The organism is Granulicella sp. L56 (assembly GCF_009765835.1).
GTDB lineage: Bacteria > Acidobacteriota > Terriglobia > Terriglobales > Acidobacteriaceae > Edaphobacter.
This window is the reverse complement of record NZ_LMUS01000001.1, coordinates 1,218,960-1,234,550: the sequence shown is the minus strand read 5'-3', so window position 1 is coordinate 1,234,550 and position 15,591 is coordinate 1,218,960. Positions and strand designations below refer to the sequence as shown.

12 protein-coding genes and 1 tRNA gene are annotated in these 15,591 nt (G+C 56.4%); 9 read left to right on the top strand and 4 right to left on the bottom strand.

From position 1 onward, the window contains the following. Positions 1–2: 2 nt before the first annotated feature. From GSQ81_RS05150 to GSQ81_RS05125, 6 genes are all read left to right on the top strand, one after another. On the top strand, positions 3–1,454 hold the full coding sequence (locus GSQ81_RS05150; RefSeq protein WP_158909594.1) for an ATP-binding protein: 1,452 nt from the start codon (positions 3–5) through the stop codon (positions 1,452–1,454). 152 nt (positions 1,455–1,606) lie between these two features. After that, a complete protein-coding gene (locus GSQ81_RS05145; protein ID WP_158909593.1) occupies positions 1,607–2,800 on the top strand; it encodes a pyridoxal phosphate-dependent aminotransferase in 1,194 nt (397 codons plus the stop codon). Positions 2,801–2,861: 61 nt separating this feature from the next. Beyond that, on the top strand, positions 2,862–4,022 hold the full coding sequence (locus GSQ81_RS05140; protein WP_158909592.1) for a mannose-1-phosphate guanylyltransferase: 1,161 nt from the start codon (positions 2,862–2,864) through the stop codon (positions 4,020–4,022). 18 nt (positions 4,023–4,040) lie between these two features. Further along, positions 4,041–5,477 carry a phosphoglucomutase/phosphomannomutase family protein gene (locus GSQ81_RS05135; protein WP_158909591.1) on the top strand — a complete coding sequence of 479 codons (1,437 nt, stop codon included), beginning with the start codon at positions 4,041–4,043 and terminating at the stop codon, positions 5,475–5,477. Continuing rightward, complete coding sequence (locus GSQ81_RS05130; protein ID WP_158909590.1) at positions 5,474–6,148, top strand: HAD-IA family hydrolase; 675 nt, start codon at positions 5,474–5,476, stop codon at positions 6,146–6,148. Before GSQ81_RS05135 ends, GSQ81_RS05130 begins: the two co-directional genes overlap by 4 nt. Positions 6,149–6,194: 46 nt before the next feature. After that, positions 6,195–8,414, top strand: coding sequence for a GH92 family glycosyl hydrolase (locus GSQ81_RS05125; protein ID WP_158909589.1), 2,220 nt, complete (start codon positions 6,195–6,197; stop codon positions 8,412–8,414). Here GSQ81_RS05125 and kdsB read toward each other — a convergent pair whose 3' ends face one another. After that, on the bottom strand, positions 8,415–9,161 hold the full coding sequence (kdsB, locus tag GSQ81_RS05120; protein WP_158909936.1) for a 3-deoxy-manno-octulosonate cytidylyltransferase: 747 nt from the start codon (positions 9,159–9,161) through the stop codon (positions 8,415–8,417). It lies immediately after the preceding gene. An 84-nt stretch (positions 9,162–9,245) separates the two neighbouring features. Here kdsB and GSQ81_RS05115 point away from each other — a divergent pair. The 3 genes from GSQ81_RS05115 (at position 9,246) to GSQ81_RS05105 (ending at position 13,240) form a co-directional block, all read left to right on the top strand. Then, positions 9,246–9,322, top strand: a tRNA-Met gene (locus tag GSQ81_RS05115). Positions 9,323–9,432: 110 nt separating this feature from the next. Further along, positions 9,433–10,659 carry a S41 family peptidase gene (locus GSQ81_RS05110; protein WP_158909588.1) on the top strand — a complete coding sequence of 409 codons (1,227 nt, stop codon included), beginning with the start codon at positions 9,433–9,435 and terminating at the stop codon, positions 10,657–10,659. Positions 10,660–10,870: 211 nt separating this feature from the next. Beyond that, a complete protein-coding gene (locus tag GSQ81_RS05105) occupies positions 10,871–13,240 on the top strand; it encodes a PBP1A family penicillin-binding protein (RefSeq protein ID WP_174237943.1) in 2,370 nt (789 codons plus the stop codon). Here GSQ81_RS05105 and ribF read toward each other — a convergent pair. From ribF to GSQ81_RS05090, 3 genes are read right to left on the bottom strand one after another with little or no spacing between them, the layout of a single operon-like run. After that, positions 13,173–14,171, bottom strand: a complete 999-nt coding sequence (gene ribF / locus GSQ81_RS05100) for a riboflavin biosynthesis protein RibF (protein ID WP_158909586.1) — start codon at positions 14,169–14,171, stop codon at positions 13,173–13,175. The genes GSQ81_RS05105 and ribF overlap by 68 nt on opposite strands. Next, positions 14,171–14,971, bottom strand: coding sequence for an MBL fold metallo-hydrolase (locus GSQ81_RS05095; RefSeq protein ID WP_158909585.1), 801 nt, complete (start codon positions 14,969–14,971; stop codon positions 14,171–14,173). The genes ribF and GSQ81_RS05095 overlap by 1 nt, the downstream gene beginning before the upstream one ends. 3 nt (positions 14,972–14,974) lie before the next feature. Continuing rightward, positions 14,975–15,589, bottom strand: a complete 615-nt coding sequence (locus GSQ81_RS05090) for a DUF1844 domain-containing protein (protein ID WP_158909584.1) — start codon at positions 15,587–15,589, stop codon at positions 14,975–14,977. Positions 15,590–15,591: the final 2 nt, after the last annotated feature.

Sequence of the window (15,591 nt, the reverse complement as noted above, 5' to 3'; positions counted from 1 at the left end):
GTGTGCGACGATCGATTATCTACAGCGTGCTGCGATATAGCGTCTCGACCGTGGTGATTGCTGCCATTGTAGCCGTGTACTTCCGGTGGGTGCACGCAAACGAGATGACTGTGGCTTTGACCTTTCTGATGGTCATCTTACTAGTGGCCGCAAATTGGGGGCTTCGCCATGCGGTCTATCTTTCGATCTTGTCATCGGCTGCACTGAATTTCTTCTTTTTGCCGCCGGTTCATACGTTTACGATTGGCGACTCGCGCAATTGGATCGCGCTCCTCGCGTTCCTACTGACTGGGATCGTCGCCAGCCAACTGGCGGAGCGTGCGCGCCGCGAGGCGAAGATGTCGCACTTCCGCCAACGGGAGGCAGAGCGGCTCTACGAATTCAGCCAGCAAATGCTGGTGACGGGCAATGTTATCGATCTGCTAAATATGTTGCCGCAGATGATTGCAGCTACCTTCAGTCTTGCTGGTGCCGCTGTTTATCTCCGCGAGAAGGACAGGGTCTACAGGTCACATCCGAATTTTATGGACGTAACGGCAGCAGAGCTTCGTGATACTGCTTTTACGCGAGATCATCGACGGGATGAGACGCGCGGAGTTACCCTGGCGCCTATTTTGTTGGGGACACAGCCGATTGGTGCCGTGGGGATCACTGGCATAGGGCCGTCACCGGAGGCTTTGGATGCGGTTTGCGGACTGGCGGCCATCGCCATCGAACGTGCCGGTGCGATGGAGACGCTTACCCGGGTGGAAGCCTCTCGCGAAAGTGAGCGGCTGCGGAACGCGCTTCTGGACGCTGTGGCGCATGAATTGCGGACTCCTCTGACTTCCATTACCGCTGCAATTACGACGCTGCGCTCCAATGTCCTGCTTGATCAAGAACAGCGCGGAGAGATGATGCAGGTGATTGAAGAGGAGGCTGAACGGTTGAACCGGCTGGTGGGCCAGGCAATGGAGATGGCTGCGCTGGACGCACACGATATCAAGCTGGATATGCAGATGCATTCGATACGAGAGGCCGTGGATCTTGCATTGCACGCAATACAGCCTCAGCTTCGGACGCATCCTGTCGATATCCGGTTACCGGATTCACTGCCCTTGGTGGAAATGGACCTCGAGCGGATCGGCAAAGTCATTCAACATCTGCTTGAAAATGCGGCGAAGTATTCGGCGGAGGGTAGTCCTATCTTTATCAGCGCCGAGATAGCAAAGAACCAGCTTATGACCAGCATTGCGGACCGCGGTGCTGGGATTGATGATTTTGAGCGCATGATGGTCTTCGACAAGTTTTACCGGGGGCAGGGACAACGCTATCGGGTGCAGGGCACGGGGATGGGGTTAGCCATCGCAAAGGCGATTGTGGAAGCTCACGGAGGCTCGATTGAGGTTACAAGCCAGCCATCGCAAGGGTCAGTCTTTTCGTTCTATTTGCCGATCAGCGTCGAGGATTTTTAGACGAAGACTTGCCGAAGATCGAAGCCATAGGACCGAAATGGCTTGCAGCAACATTTGCACTAACCATGACGAATCTTGGTTTTGCAGGGACCAGTGGCCGTAAATCGCAGGGAATGCTTTATCTTGCAAGGTAAATCTGACAAACTAGGTATATGAGCTTAACGGCAACGAAGATATTTGCGGATCGGATCGACCGCATTGAAGTCTCTGCGACGATGGCAATTACGGCGGCGGCGCTCAAATTGAAGTCTGAGGGTGTCAATCTAGCCGATTTTGGCGCGGGAGAACCGCATTTTGCGACGCCGCGGCACATTAAAGACGCGGCCATCGATGCGATCGAGAAGAACTTTACCCGTTATACAAATGTTGCCGGCATTCCCGAGATTCGGAAGGCGATTGTAGATCGTCACGCGGCCGACTTTGGTTCGAACTACACGCCCGACGAGTGCGTGTTCACGACAGGCGGCAAGCTGGCCCTGTTCAATGCCGTTCAAGTGCTCGTTGACCACGGCGATGAAGTAATTCTTCCAGTGCCCTACTGGGTTTCTTTTAAGGACATCATTCAGTACGCTGGCGGCAAGGTAGTTCTCGTCGAAACCGATGAGGCGGAGAATTTTCGCGTCACAGCGAAGATGATCGAGGATGCGATTACGCCGAAGACGAAGGCGATTATTCTGAATACGCCGTCGAACCCTTCGGGCGCGGTGGTATCGCCCGAAGACCTGGAAGCGATTGTCCGGTTGGCGCATAAGCGTGACATCTACGTTCTGCTGGATGAGTGCTATGTCTACCTGAACTTTACCGGCGAGATTGTCAGTGGCGGCTCGTTCACCGACTGCAAAGAACATGTTGTGATTTTGGGATCGCTCTCGAAGACCTATGCGATGACTGGCTGGCGGGCAGGTTTCGCGCTGGGACCGAAGCCTATTATTGCGGCGATGAGCAAGTTGCAGTCGCAGAGCACATCCAACACGGCAAGCATGGTGCAACGTGCTTCGATAGCGGCTGTGAGCGGTTCGCAGCAATGCGTGACGGAGATGCGCGCGGACTACATCAAGCTGCGCAATCAGGTGCTCGAAGGCTTCAAGACGATTCCTGGATTGACGTGCACGGTGCCTCAGGGAGCGTTTTATGTCTATCCCAACGTGAAAAATTTCATCGGTAAGGGCGGTATCAAATCCGCTTCAGACCTCGCTGCGAAGCTTCTCAGTGAGGCGCATGTTGTTGTGGTTCCGGGCGAGGCATTCGGAACGAATGAGCATATTCGGCTGTCGTATGCGGTTTCACACGATGTCATTGATGAAGGCGTGAAACGGATGCGGGAGTATTTTGCGTCGTTGCGCTAGAGATTGAATAAAAGAAAGGCCGCACTGGGAATGTGCGGTCTTTCCTTTGAGACGGAGCTGTATGTCCATAGAAGTCGGCAGGTCGGAGTTGCGGTTCGCTCCAGTGATTCTTGCAGGTGGCAGCGGGACACGCTTTTGGCCTCGAAGCCGAAAGGCGAAGGCGAAGCAGGTGCTTGCTCTCGATGGCGACGAGACCATGATTCAGCAGACGCTGAAGCGGCTCAGTCCGTTGGCGGATACTGCCAATGTGTGGGTCATTACCAATGAGCTTTTGGATGAGGTGATCGCGGAGCAGTTGCCGGAGGTTCCACGAACGCAGATCCTGAGCGAACCGGCTGCGAGAAATACAGCTCCAGCGTGTGCGTTGGCGGCATTTTTGCTGGAGAAGACTGAGCCCGATACGGTGATCGGTGTATTTCCGTCGGACCAGGTGGTCAAGGACAGTGAGCGATTCGCGAAGGTGATTCATGCGGGTGCGAAGCTGGCCGCCAGCGGCGACAAGATTGTGGTTCTGGGTGTGCCTCCTACTCGGGCTGAGACAGGCTATGGTTACATCGAGCAGGGCGCGGTTGCCGATGATGCAACCATGATTGCAGATGGAATCGAGGCTCATAGGGTAAGGCGGTTTACCGAGAAGCCTGACAAGGAGAATGCCGAACAGTTTGTGGCGACAGGGAATTACGCCTGGAACAGCGGCATCTTTTTGTGGAGCGCGCGGACACTGGCTGGAGCAATCCGAGAATATTGTCCTGCGATGGCGCCGTTGCTTGAAAAGATTGCGGCAGCGTACGGTACAGATAAGTTTACAAGTGTGTTTGCTGAGCTTTATCCGCAGTGCGATAACATCAGCATCGACTACGCCGTGCTGGAGCCGAGGTCACGAAAGGGCGAAGCCGAAGCGGAGATCTACTGTCTGCCTGGCGATTTCCAGTGGAACGATCTTGGGTGTTGGTCGACGCTGCACGAGAACATGGCAGACTGTTCGCCCGAGAAGCTGGCTTTTGCGAATGTGTTTGACGAGACCGACCCGCTATGCGTCTCCATCGATTCCAACGGCAACTATGTCTATGCGCCCGGCAAGGTGATTGCGCTGGTGGGCGTGAACAATCTGGTCGTGGTGCAGACGAAAGACGCGTTGCTGATTACGACGCGTGAACGATCGCAGGATGTGGGCAAAGTGGTTGCGGAGTTGAAAAAGGCTGGACGGGAAGACCTAATTTAGCGGATGACGGCGAGAGTGATGGCAGAGACAGCGGTGAAGTTTGGAACGGATGGCTGGCGCGGCATTATTGCCGATGACTTTACCTATGCCAATGTGCGCGTGGCGGCCGCGGCGATTGCAAACTATGTGCTGGCCCATGAAGATGCCGCGGCTGGGGTTTGCATTGCTTATGACACGCGTTTCGGCTCACGCTCTTTTGCGAAGGTAGTTGCGGAGGTTTTGGCGAACGCGGGGATTCCGGTAGCTTTGGCAGCGGAGATTACCCCTACGCCTGCGCTCTCTTATGCGGTGCGCGAGCGCAAGGCAGCGGGTGGCGTGATGATTACATCGAGCCACAATCCTGCGGAGTGGAATGGCGTGAAGTACAAGGCGAGTTATGGCGGATCGGGCTTGCCGTCGATCATGACCGCAATTGAAAGCTACCTCGGAAAGCCTCTGGCAAAGAGTGCAGCACCGGCGGCAATCGAAGAAGTCAATTTCAATCCAGGTTATATTGCCGCGATCACGCGATTTGTGGATCTTGATGCGATTCGGGCGTCTGGTTATAAATATTTGATCGATGTGATGTATGGCGCTGGACGTGGTGTACTTGCGGGCATCTTCACCCAGGCGCAGGTTCCCTTTGTAGAGATTCGGAGTGAGATCAACCCGTCGTTTCCGGGGATCAATCCCGAACCCATTCTTCCGAATATTTGCGAGACGCAGGTAGCAGTGGCCGCAGAACATTGCGATGCCGGTTTAATTACCGATGGCGATGCAGATCGTATAGGCGCTGTGGATGAACATGGCAATGTTGTGGATGCGCACAAGATTTTTTCAGTGCTGCTGAAATGGTTGCTGGAGCGTAAGAAGTGGCCGGGCGATGTAACGCGGGCCTTCAACACCACCAAGATGATCGATCGCATCTCGGCGAAGCATGGTCGCAGACTGCATGAGCACGGTATCGGCTTCAAGTATGTCTGTGAGTTGATGCTTGAGCAAGAGATTCTGATCGGTGGCGAGGAGTCCGGCGGGATTGGCATTAGCCGGCACTTGCCGGAGCGAGACGGAATGCTGAACTCTCTTCTGCTGGCGAATGTGATGGCCGATGAGAAAAAGACGCTCGGAGAATTAGTTGCTGCGTTGCAGGAAGAGTTTGGGGAGCATCAGTACGGACGCGTAGATATGCACATTGATGAGTCCATCAAGCAGTCGGCAATCTCACGCGCGAAGGCTGGAGTGGTGGAGATCGCGGGGATGAAGGTGCTTCGCGTCGAGACGATGGACGGCATTAAATTTTTCCTCGATAACCAGGATTGTGCAGGCAAGCCAAATGTTGCAGAGACATGGCTGCTCTTGCGTGCCTCGGGTACCGAGCCGCTGCTGCGCGTGTATTGCGAGAGCTGTTCGTCCGAGTCGGTGACGAAGATATTAGAGGCGGCGCAGAGGTTTGTGTTGCAGGGGAGCGCTGTTTGAGCGAGCAGGTTTGTGTTGAGGCAAAGGGTCTCTTGTTTGACATGGATGGAGTGCTGATCAGCTCCATCGGTTCGGTGGTGCGGTGCTGGCGGCGGTGGGCAGAGATTTATAACGTGCCGAATGCAGAGACCTACACTGTGCCGCATGGTGTTCGTGCCATCGACATTGTGAAGTCGTTACGCCCGGATATCGATCCGCAGGAAGGGCTGCGCGTGATCGAAGACATGGAGATTGAGGATATGGCCGACCTCAAGGTGTTGCCCGGCGTAAAAATGCTGCTGGAGAGTCTCCCGATCGAGAGATGGGCGATCGTAACCTCGGCTACGCGTCGATTAATGCTGGGACGGTTGGAGGCTGTAGGACTGCCGATTCCATCACGAATTATTAGCGGAGACATGGTGGAGCGTGGCAAGCCCGATCCTGAGCCGTACCGGCGCGGGGCTGAACTGCTTGGTTTTCGTCCCGAGGACTGCGTTGTGGTGGAAGACGCACCGTCTGGAGTGGGGGCTGGTATTGCCGCAGGGTGCCGTGTTCTTGGAGTGCTGGGGACGCACTCGCTCGAAGAGTTACGGCGGGCGGAGTGGGTGGCTGAGTCACTGGAAGATGTCGCAGTGACGGTGCACGCCGACAAGATGGATTTTTGCTTTAGACCTGCGACTGAGTCGAAATAAATTTTTGTAACGAGCGAACGGTCGATTTCGATATAAATTTGGTGCTATGTATCGACCATTCCTTCTTCGTGCTGTGGCTTCGCTTGTATTCCTTGGTTCCGCCGTATCCCTGCTGGCTGCGTCTCCTGCAGGGTCGATTGACTGGGTCAATCCGCTGATAGGCACTGCCAGCGGCAAGATCGGTTACGGCGGCACGATGCCCTTCGTTACTCCGCCCTTTGGTATGACGAACTGGACGCCGCAGACGCGTCAGAACAAGATCAGCGTGGTCTCGTATAACTACGACGACAAGACGATCTCTGGATTTATCGGAACGCATCAACCCGCGATCTGGATGGGCGATTACGGATACGTCACGCTGATGCCCGAGATCGGCGATCTGAAGACGACTCCAGAAGAACGGAAGCTGCCTTTTAGCCACGCCAATGAAGTTGCGCATCCTAATTTTTATTCGGTAGCGCTCGATGCCGGGAGTGGTAAACAGATTCGCTCGGAGATGACAGCGACCGAGCGGTGCAGCTATATGCGCTTCACCTTTCCGGCGAACACTCCATCGCGAATTTTGATTGAAGCCTCAAGAGCAGGCCATGCCGGAGCGGTGCAGATCGACGCGGCGAACCATGAGATTACCGGCTACAACCCCGACCGAATGGATGCCCATCTTGGACCGGCTGCGCTCAAAAACTTTAAAGGCTATTTCGTCGTTCAGTTCCGGCAGGCATTTCAAAAGGCCGATACCTATGGCATGGATGACGCACAGGCGGCCCATGCTCGCGGAGCCTACGCAACCTTTGCTCCGGCCAAAGCACAACAGGTCATTGAGCTGCGTGTCGGCACATCCTTCATCAGCGTGGATCAGGCGCGCGCAAACCTGAAAAGAGAGATTCCCGAATGGAACTTTGCAGCCGTCCGGCAGGCATTGCGCGACAAGTGGCAGGCGAAGCTCGACAGGATCGGATTGCAGGGCGCTTCGGACGAAGAGCGACGGACGGTCTATACCGCTGCCTATCATGCACTGCTCTATCCCCGCGTCTTCTCCGAAGACGGCCGCTACTACAGCGCGTTCGACGACACTATTCATCAGGGCGAGTCGTACACCGCCTATTCGATATGGGATACCTTTCGCGCGGAGAACAGCATGCTGACGTTGCTCGCTCCTGAGCGCGTCGATGGCATGATTACCGCCTTGCTGCAGAACTATCGTGAGGGCGGCTGGATGCCGAAGTGGCCGAATCCGGGCTACACCAACATCATGATCGGTACCCACGCGGACTCGCTGGTGGCAGAGGCTATCCGCAAGGGCTTTCATGGCTTCGATCGCGACTTGGCGTGGAAGGCTGTTTACAAGGACGCGATGACGCCGCCCGATGGAGATACGACGCGCCGCTGGGCCGACCGCGAGGAGCATACGCCTTATGAAGCGCGAGGAGGACTCACTTACTACAAGGCGCTCGGCTATGTTCCCACCGATAAAACTGCGGAGGCCGCATCGCGAACGCTCGAGGACAGTTACGACGACTGGTGCGTAGCGCAGGTCGCCAAGGCACTCGGTAAAGAGAAGGACTATCAGTTCTTTCTGCATCGCTCGTTGAACGACCGCCACCTCTACAACTCTGCAGACGGGCTGATGCGAGGCAAGACCTCTGACGGAAAATGGGCAGCCGAAGATGCCGGATGGACGGAAGGCACGGCCTGGGTTTACACCTGGGCACCTTTGCACGACGAGGCTGGCATCCTCAATCTAATGGGCGGCGCCGCAGCCTATAACGCCAAGCTCGATCAGCACTTTGCCGGTGGGCATAACGTTCACAGCAACGAGCCAAGCCACCACTACGGTTACCTATACGACTTCAGCGGCGAGCCCTGGAAGACGCAGGCGAAGGTGCGCGAGATCGCCCTCGCAGAGTATGCCGGTCAGCCTGTCGGCCTCGATGGCGATGACGACTGCGGTCAGATGTCGGCGTGGTATCTCTTCACTGCGCTTGGTATTTATCCCGTGAACCCGGCATCGGGGGACTACATGATCGGCAGTCCCATGTTCCGCAAAATGAGCCTTCGGGTCGCCAATGGAAAGCAGTTCACCGTGGTGGCCGACAATAACTCCGCCGCCAACGTGTATATCCAGTCGGCAACGTTGAATGGCAAGCCACTGACGCGGCCACTCATCCGCTACGAGGACATCATGGCTGGTTCAACCCTGCACTTTGTGATGGGACCAAAGCCTTCGCATTGGGCAGCAGACTGGCGCGCCCAGGCCATTCAGTAATCAGCGCAACAGAGCTTCGACTCGCCGCAGATCGTCTTCGGTATCGACGCCGATCGTGTCGAACTCCGTAGGTTCGACGTAGAGATTGATCCCATTTTCGAGGAAGCGGAGCTGTTCGAGACGTTCGCTTTGCTCAAGAGCGCTGGGGGGAAGGGAAGGGAAGCGTTCGAGAGCAGCCTTGCGATAAGCGTAAAGGCCAATGTGCTTCCAATACAGCGGTCTGGTCTGGTCGCGGTCGTAGGGAATCGTGGCGCGGCTGAAATAGAGGGCGCGGCCATCCGCAGCGGTCACTACCTTGACTGCGTTTGGATTGGCGATGTTTTCTGCGGTGCAGAGGACTTTGAGCGTCGAGACCTCGACGTGGGGGCGGCCAAACGGGCTGAGAAGCGCCGTGAGGTGCTGCGGTTTGAGCAGAGGCTCGTCGCCCTGGATATTGACGTAAATGTCGGCGTGTACGAGTTGGGAGACGGCGTGGACGCGGTCGGTGCCGCTGGGCAGGTCGGGAGAGGTCATCTGAAAAGCCCAGCCGTTGCGCTCACAGAGGTCCGCGACTTCGGGGGAATCGGTTGCGATTAGGACATCGCTGAGCTGCGGGCAAGCCTTCGCGGCCTCGTAGACCCACGCCAGCATAGGTTTACCGGCAATCGTACGGAGGACCTTGCGAGGAAGTCGCGTGGAAGCCAGCCGCGCAGGGATGACCCCCAGAACGATTGGCGGGAGCTTTTCGCTGGGGCGCGAATCAAGTATGATTGGAACTGGCTGTGCCGCGACGTTTCTCCTGAAACTGCTCGTCGCGCGATGCTCCTGCTGGTACAGCCAATACACATTCAGGGCGGTGTAGCTCAGATGGTTAGAGCGACGGACTCATAACCCGTAGGTCGGCAGTTCGATTCTGCCCACCGCCACCAATGTCGTATTGCCATCCCGTATCGCGCAATCTTCGTACGAGAGTATCATTTCGACAGTGGGGAACGTCTAATCCCTGATTCGCAGATGTCCGTGGAGATTGTTTCGCCTTATGCCTAAGATTTCAAAGATCCTGCTGCTCGTTGTCTCGGTTGTGCTGGTGTTGACTGTTTTTCTGGGCGTGAACTCAAGCGGCGTAAGCGCGGCATCGGAGCAGGACGGCGCATACAACCAGATCAATGTTTACAGCGAAGTCTTGCGGCATATCCAGACCGACTATGTTGTTGATCCGAATATCAACAGTGTGACCAACGGCGCGCTGCGCGGGCTGCTGGAATCGCTGGATACGGACTCAAGCTACCTAACGCCGGAAGAATACAAGAACTACAAGACCGACAAGGGCGGCAAAGCACAGGTTGGCATCAATGTGTCGAAGCGGTTCGGCTATGCCACTGTCGTATCCGTGATTCCGGGAAGCCCGGCGGACAAAGCCAACCTAAACGACGGTGACATCATCGAGGCGATTGGAACGCTGGATACGCGAGACCTCTCGCTGGTCATGATTCGCAAGATGCTCGAAGGCGATTCCGGAAGCGAGTTGACGATCTCAGTGGTGCGGCCGCGCAAGGCCGCTCCAGACAAGCTGACCATGACGCGAGCGGTAGTGGATTATCCTCCCGTTTCAGAGACGATGTATGAGAATTCGTCGATCCTGTATCTGAAGCCGGACATCCTGGACCACGAGCATGTTCAGCAGGTAGAGCAGAAGTTGAAGGGCATGCAGAAGGCGGGGAACAAGAAGATCCTGCTTGACCTCCGCAATGTTGCTGCCGGTGATATGCCTGATGCGATGCGGCTTGCGAACTTCCTGTTGCCGAGCGGAACGATTGCATCGCTTGAAGGGCAGAAGGTAGAGAAACAGACATTCTCCGTCGACCCGTCGAAGACCATCAATGCGACGGCGCCGATCGAGGTTCTGGTGAATCGTGGAACGTCAGGCCCGGCGGAGCTGGTGGCTGCTGCTCTGCTGGACAACAAACGTGCTGAACTCGTTGGAGAGAGGACCTTCGGAGAGGGAGCGCAACAGAAGACATTCGAGCTTCCCGATGGTGGAGCGGTAATTCTGACCGTTGCGAAGTACGAGTCTCCTTCCGGCAAGAAGTTGCAGGACGATGCCGTCATGCCGCAAGTGCTGGTGGCTTCGAATATTCCTGACGAAGATGAAGATGACGATGAGACCTCGGAGAGCAAGCCGGTGGCAGCTCCTCAGAAGCCCTCTGTTACCGTGGATGACCAACTGACGAAGGCGCTTGAACTCTTGAAGAACAAAGCAGCTTAGATTCCCGAAAGGGTATTGATGGCTCTGGTTTCGATGGCACGGCCGGTCACGATTTCGTGGCTGGCCGTGCTATCGTGAAGAGGTCGTGCAGAGCATATTCAGCCGTGGACCTCGACCCCCCGAGGTCGAAACTGAACCGACATGGCAGCGGGTTATTCGTCGCGCTACCTTGAATGGGCCGGACTATCCCAGCCGTCGTATCGCCAGGCGAATGACGTTTTTTGCATTGCTTGGCGCATCCGCGGTTTTTGGTGCGATGTGTGGCTTGATGTTGATCTACTCCATCAATCTGCCGCAAATGACGGACCTTGCGCGATATCGTCCCAGCACAACGACCGAACTATTAGATGTTCACGGAAAGGTCTTCGGGTCTTTTGCGCTGGAGCGCCGCGTGGTTGTGCCTTATGCGGAGTTTCCTCCCATGCTGCGGGAGGCGATTATCTCTATTGAAGACAAGAGCTTTGAGAGCAACTGGGGAGTGAATCTGATGCGGGCAGTGGAGGCGGCGTATCGCGATCTGCATGAAGACCAGCGAGCGCAGGGTGCATCCACCATTACCATGCAACTGGCGAGGAATCTCTTTCTCTCGTCGGAGAAGACCTATGGACGCAAGCTGCAGGAGATCTTTCTTTCCATGCAGATCGAGCGGCGGTTCACCAAGCAGCAGATCTTCGAACTCTATGCGAACCAGATTTATCTGGGGCGGGGAACGTACGGATTCGAGGCTGGCTCGGAGTATTACTTCAGCAAACATGTGCGGGATCTGACTTTACCGGAGGCCGCTCTATTGGCTGCGTTGCCCAAGGGGCCGGAGTATTACTCGCCCGCACGCTATCCGGAGCGTGCGTTGAAACGGCGCAATCTGGTGCTCAACGAAATGCTGCACGACGGCAAGATTTCACAAGCGCAGGCCGATGCAGCGAAGAGTGCGCCGCTTGGTCTGCATCTTGAGGCTCCTGCCAACAGTGTCGCGCCTTACTTTGTAGAAGAAGTACGGCGGCAACTGGAAAAAGAGTACGGCGTGGAAGAGGTGCACGGAGCAGGCTTGCGCGTGTACACGACGCTGGATCTGGGTCTGCAACAGATTGCAAATCAAGCTGTGCTGAATGGTACTGCTTCCTACGAACGCCGAGAGGGATGGAAAGGCAATCTGCGCAATGTAGTGCTCTCGGGAATGGACTTGGATAGCTATAAAAACCCTGATTGGACACAGGAAGTTGTCAAAGGAACCTATGTCCATGGAGTTGTGACCGAGGTCGCTGCGAAGCGAGTTGTCGTGAAGCTCGGCAACCAGCAGGCTGTGCTGGGACCGGAAGACTGGGCGTGGACGCAAAATGTGGACGGAGACAGTTTTTTGCGTACCGGAGACATCGTCTATGCACGCATTGAAGGAAGTCGGCCTGACGGTACGCTGCGAGCCTCGCTGCAACAGGACTCAGGCGCGCAGGCTTCGCTAATGGCGATGGACAATGCGACCGGTGAGGTGGTGGCGATGGTGGGAGGTCGTGACTTCGCGCTGTCGCAGTTCAATCGGGCGACCCAGGCGGAACGTCAGGCTGGATCGTCCTTCAAGCCGTATGTGTATACGACAGCATTTGAAGCAGGCGCCAAGCCGACCGACATCATCGTGGATGGCCCGACTACTTTTCCGACCCCCAGCGGGCCTTATACCCCACATAACTACGAGCAGAATTATCTAGGAGCAATGACGTTGACCAACGCTTTTGCGGAGTCGCGAAATATTCCCGCATTAAAGTTGGCCTACAAATATGGAATCCGAAAGGTCATCGAGACGGCGCATCGCTTTGGCGTCACCAGTGACATGCCAGCATTTCTACCCGTCGCGATTGGCGCAGCGGATATCACGTTATATGAGCAGGTAGGGTCATACAGCGTGTTTCCAAATGACGGTATCCGCATCGAGCCGCACTATATTCGCAGGGTGACGCAGGCGAACGGATTGCCGTTCGATGAGAAGCCTCCGCAAATCAACGAGGTCATCTCGGTTGAGACGGCTCGCGAGATGATGCAACTGCTGCAAACTGTTGTTCGAGGCGGAACGGCAACTGCGGCGGCACAGTTGAATCATCCGTTGGGAGGAAAGACCGGCACGACCAATAACTATACCGATGCCTGGTTTATCGGCTTTTCGCCTTCTGTCACATGCGGCACATGGATTGGCTTTGATAATCGGCAGTCGCTGGGAGACAAGGAGACTGGCGCGCGTGCTGCGTTGCCGATATGGATGGAGTTCATGCGGGCGGTCATCGCGGATAAACCGAATGAAGCTTTCGCAACTGCCGGTGCACCTAAGAAGACATTGAATATGCAGGGCAGCCAGTCGGGAGTTACTGTGCTTCCTACGAAGCCAATTGTTCCGAAGGCTCCGGCTGGGCAAGCTGTGTCTGTGGACAAAACCGGCGCAAAGCAGACTCCTGCGCCATCGAAGTACGTTGAGCCTCAGAGCTTCTGGGTCTCAAAACCGCCAGCTTCGGGGAGTGCAGCTAGAAAAACTAATGGGCCAAAGCCGTCGGCTGGATCCCAGAGCTTCTGGGTTTCGAAACCGAATGGCACAAAGTGAAGTAGCGCCGGGCTTTGAGAACGTCTTTGCCGATCTGTTCGCGCAACGCCTCCGGGCTGGGAAAGCGCATCTCGGCGCGAATCCGCTGCAAAAACGCCAGCGTCAGCGGTGTCTGCTCATTCAACTCAATCGGATGAAAGTTCAACAGGTGCGATTCGACGGCAAATGAATCCGCGCCGAAGGTAGGACGGTTGCCGACGTTGGTGACAGCGTCAAAGGTCTCCTGTGATAAACCTGCACCGACGGTCAACGTAGTAATGTAAACGCCGTCGGCTGGCAGCAGTTCAGGATAAGCCGCCATATTGATAGTGGGAACCGTATAACGAGTGCCGTAGCCGCGCCCGGAAGCCGGTGTAGTCGTGATGGTGAAGGGATGCCCAAGCAGTGCGCGTGCGTGGCTGACATCGCCCTGTGCGATGAGTTGCCGAATGAGACTGGAAGAGACGGCCTCTCCGCGAATGATCCGCGGCTTATAGACGCGCAGGCTGAAACCTAGTTCCTCGCCCAGCAGCTTGATACTGTCGATGCCTGCTTCGGCCTGGTAGCCGAGACGAAAGTTTTGGCCTTCGTGAAGCTCGGTGACATGAAGCGCCTTCTGTAAGACATCCGTTGCAAAAGAACGCGCAGTCATCCGGGAGAAGTCGCCGGTGAAAGGCAATACCAGCAGCGCGTCGATACCAGTGGTCGCCAGTAGCTGGATTTTTTGCTCGAGCGGCGTAATCAGCGGCTGGTGTGCCTGTGGCCTCAGAATCCGTCCGGGATGCGGATCGAATGTGATGGCGACAGAGTCAACTCCGAGGGAACGGGCGCGCTCGACTAATTCGGAGATCAGCCAGCGATGTCCGCGATGCACGCCATCGAAGTTGCCGATTGTGGCGACCGAAGGGCCGAAGTTCGCGGGGACCTCCGAGAGATGTCGATAGATCTTCATCAGGCAATCTCGAAGGTAATTTGAAGGCCGTCAAAGGCCAAGCGAATATGAGGGGGAAGAATTGCTTCCGTCTCGGCGTGGTCGAGGTCGTGGCTCATATGAGTGAAAAAGGCTCGACGAGGTTTGAGCTGTTCGACGAAGCCGATCGATTTTTCGAGATGAGAGTGGCTGGAGTGAGGATCGCGCCGCAACGCGTCGAGGATGAGCACATCGAGATTCTGGAGGAGTGGAATGCTCTCGGGAGGAATGTCGCTCATGTCGGTGAGATACGCTGCGCTGCCGAAACGATAGCCCGTGATCTGCTGGCTTCCGTGCGTAACCGGGATGCGCTGGAAGGTTGCTCCGAAGAGGTCGAAGCCCGCGCCGGGGGCGGAATCGATGCGATGCATCTCCACGCGGGCACTGGTGGGGTAGCGATTCTCCTTGCGGAAGGTGTAGTCAAAGATTCGTTCGATATCGCTCGCGGTGGTGTCATCCGCATAGACGGGAAGATTATCTTTGGCGTGAAAACTCAGCGGGCGTAGATCGTCGAATCCCATCACATGATCGGCATGCCCGTGCGTGTAGAGCGCGGCGTCGAGGCGCCGAATTCCTTCGCGCAGAGCCTGCGCGTGAAAGTCAGGCCCGGTGTCGATCACGACGACGTGATCGTTGTAAGCCAGACGAATGGACGGTCTGGTGCGGCGGTTGCGAGCATCGCCCGTAGGAGACATGGCAGACGTGCAGACCGCGCAGTCGCAACCCAGCGTTGGCACACCCATCGATGTGCCGCTGCCGAGAAAGGTAAGGGTCGCTTCCATCGTTTAGCGAACGATGCTTGGTCGGCCCGGAACTGGGCCTGAGCCTTGTGCTTTTGCCGCTGCCGAGCGCGCCAGAGCCTGAGTGATCTCAAGGAAGCCCATGTGAAGCTCGAAGAGCGCATTTTCCAGCAGTCGCGCCTCTTCGGGCGTGAGGTTGTCCTTGGTCTTTTCAGCCAGAATGCTGAGCATGTCGATGCTTTGGCGTGCGCCCATCAGGTCAACCTGTGGCTGTTGCCCTTCAGGAGTAGCTCCGCCAAGCTGCATGATAGCTGTCATGTAAACCGAGTGGACGATCTGCTCGAAGCTCATCGCTGGCGGATGCTCCATGCCGGGATTGGCGGCGCGGATGGCGGTATCGAGGCGCTCTGCGGTTGCCTGATAGGCAGTGCGGGCTTGATTGATCTGCTCCTCTGTAAGTGGCGCAAGCTCCTCTTTGGGCTCAGCCTCATCCTGCGACGGAGCAGAGGAAGGTGTTGGCTCGGCAGCAACCGACACTTCGGCTGCAGGAGGATCGTGGCGCTCTCTCTCCCGTGAAGGCGGTGCATCGGGGCGAAGTTCGCCCTCAGCGGTGAACTTGCGGCGATCGGTGATGACGAAAGGTTTGTTCTGCTCAGACATTG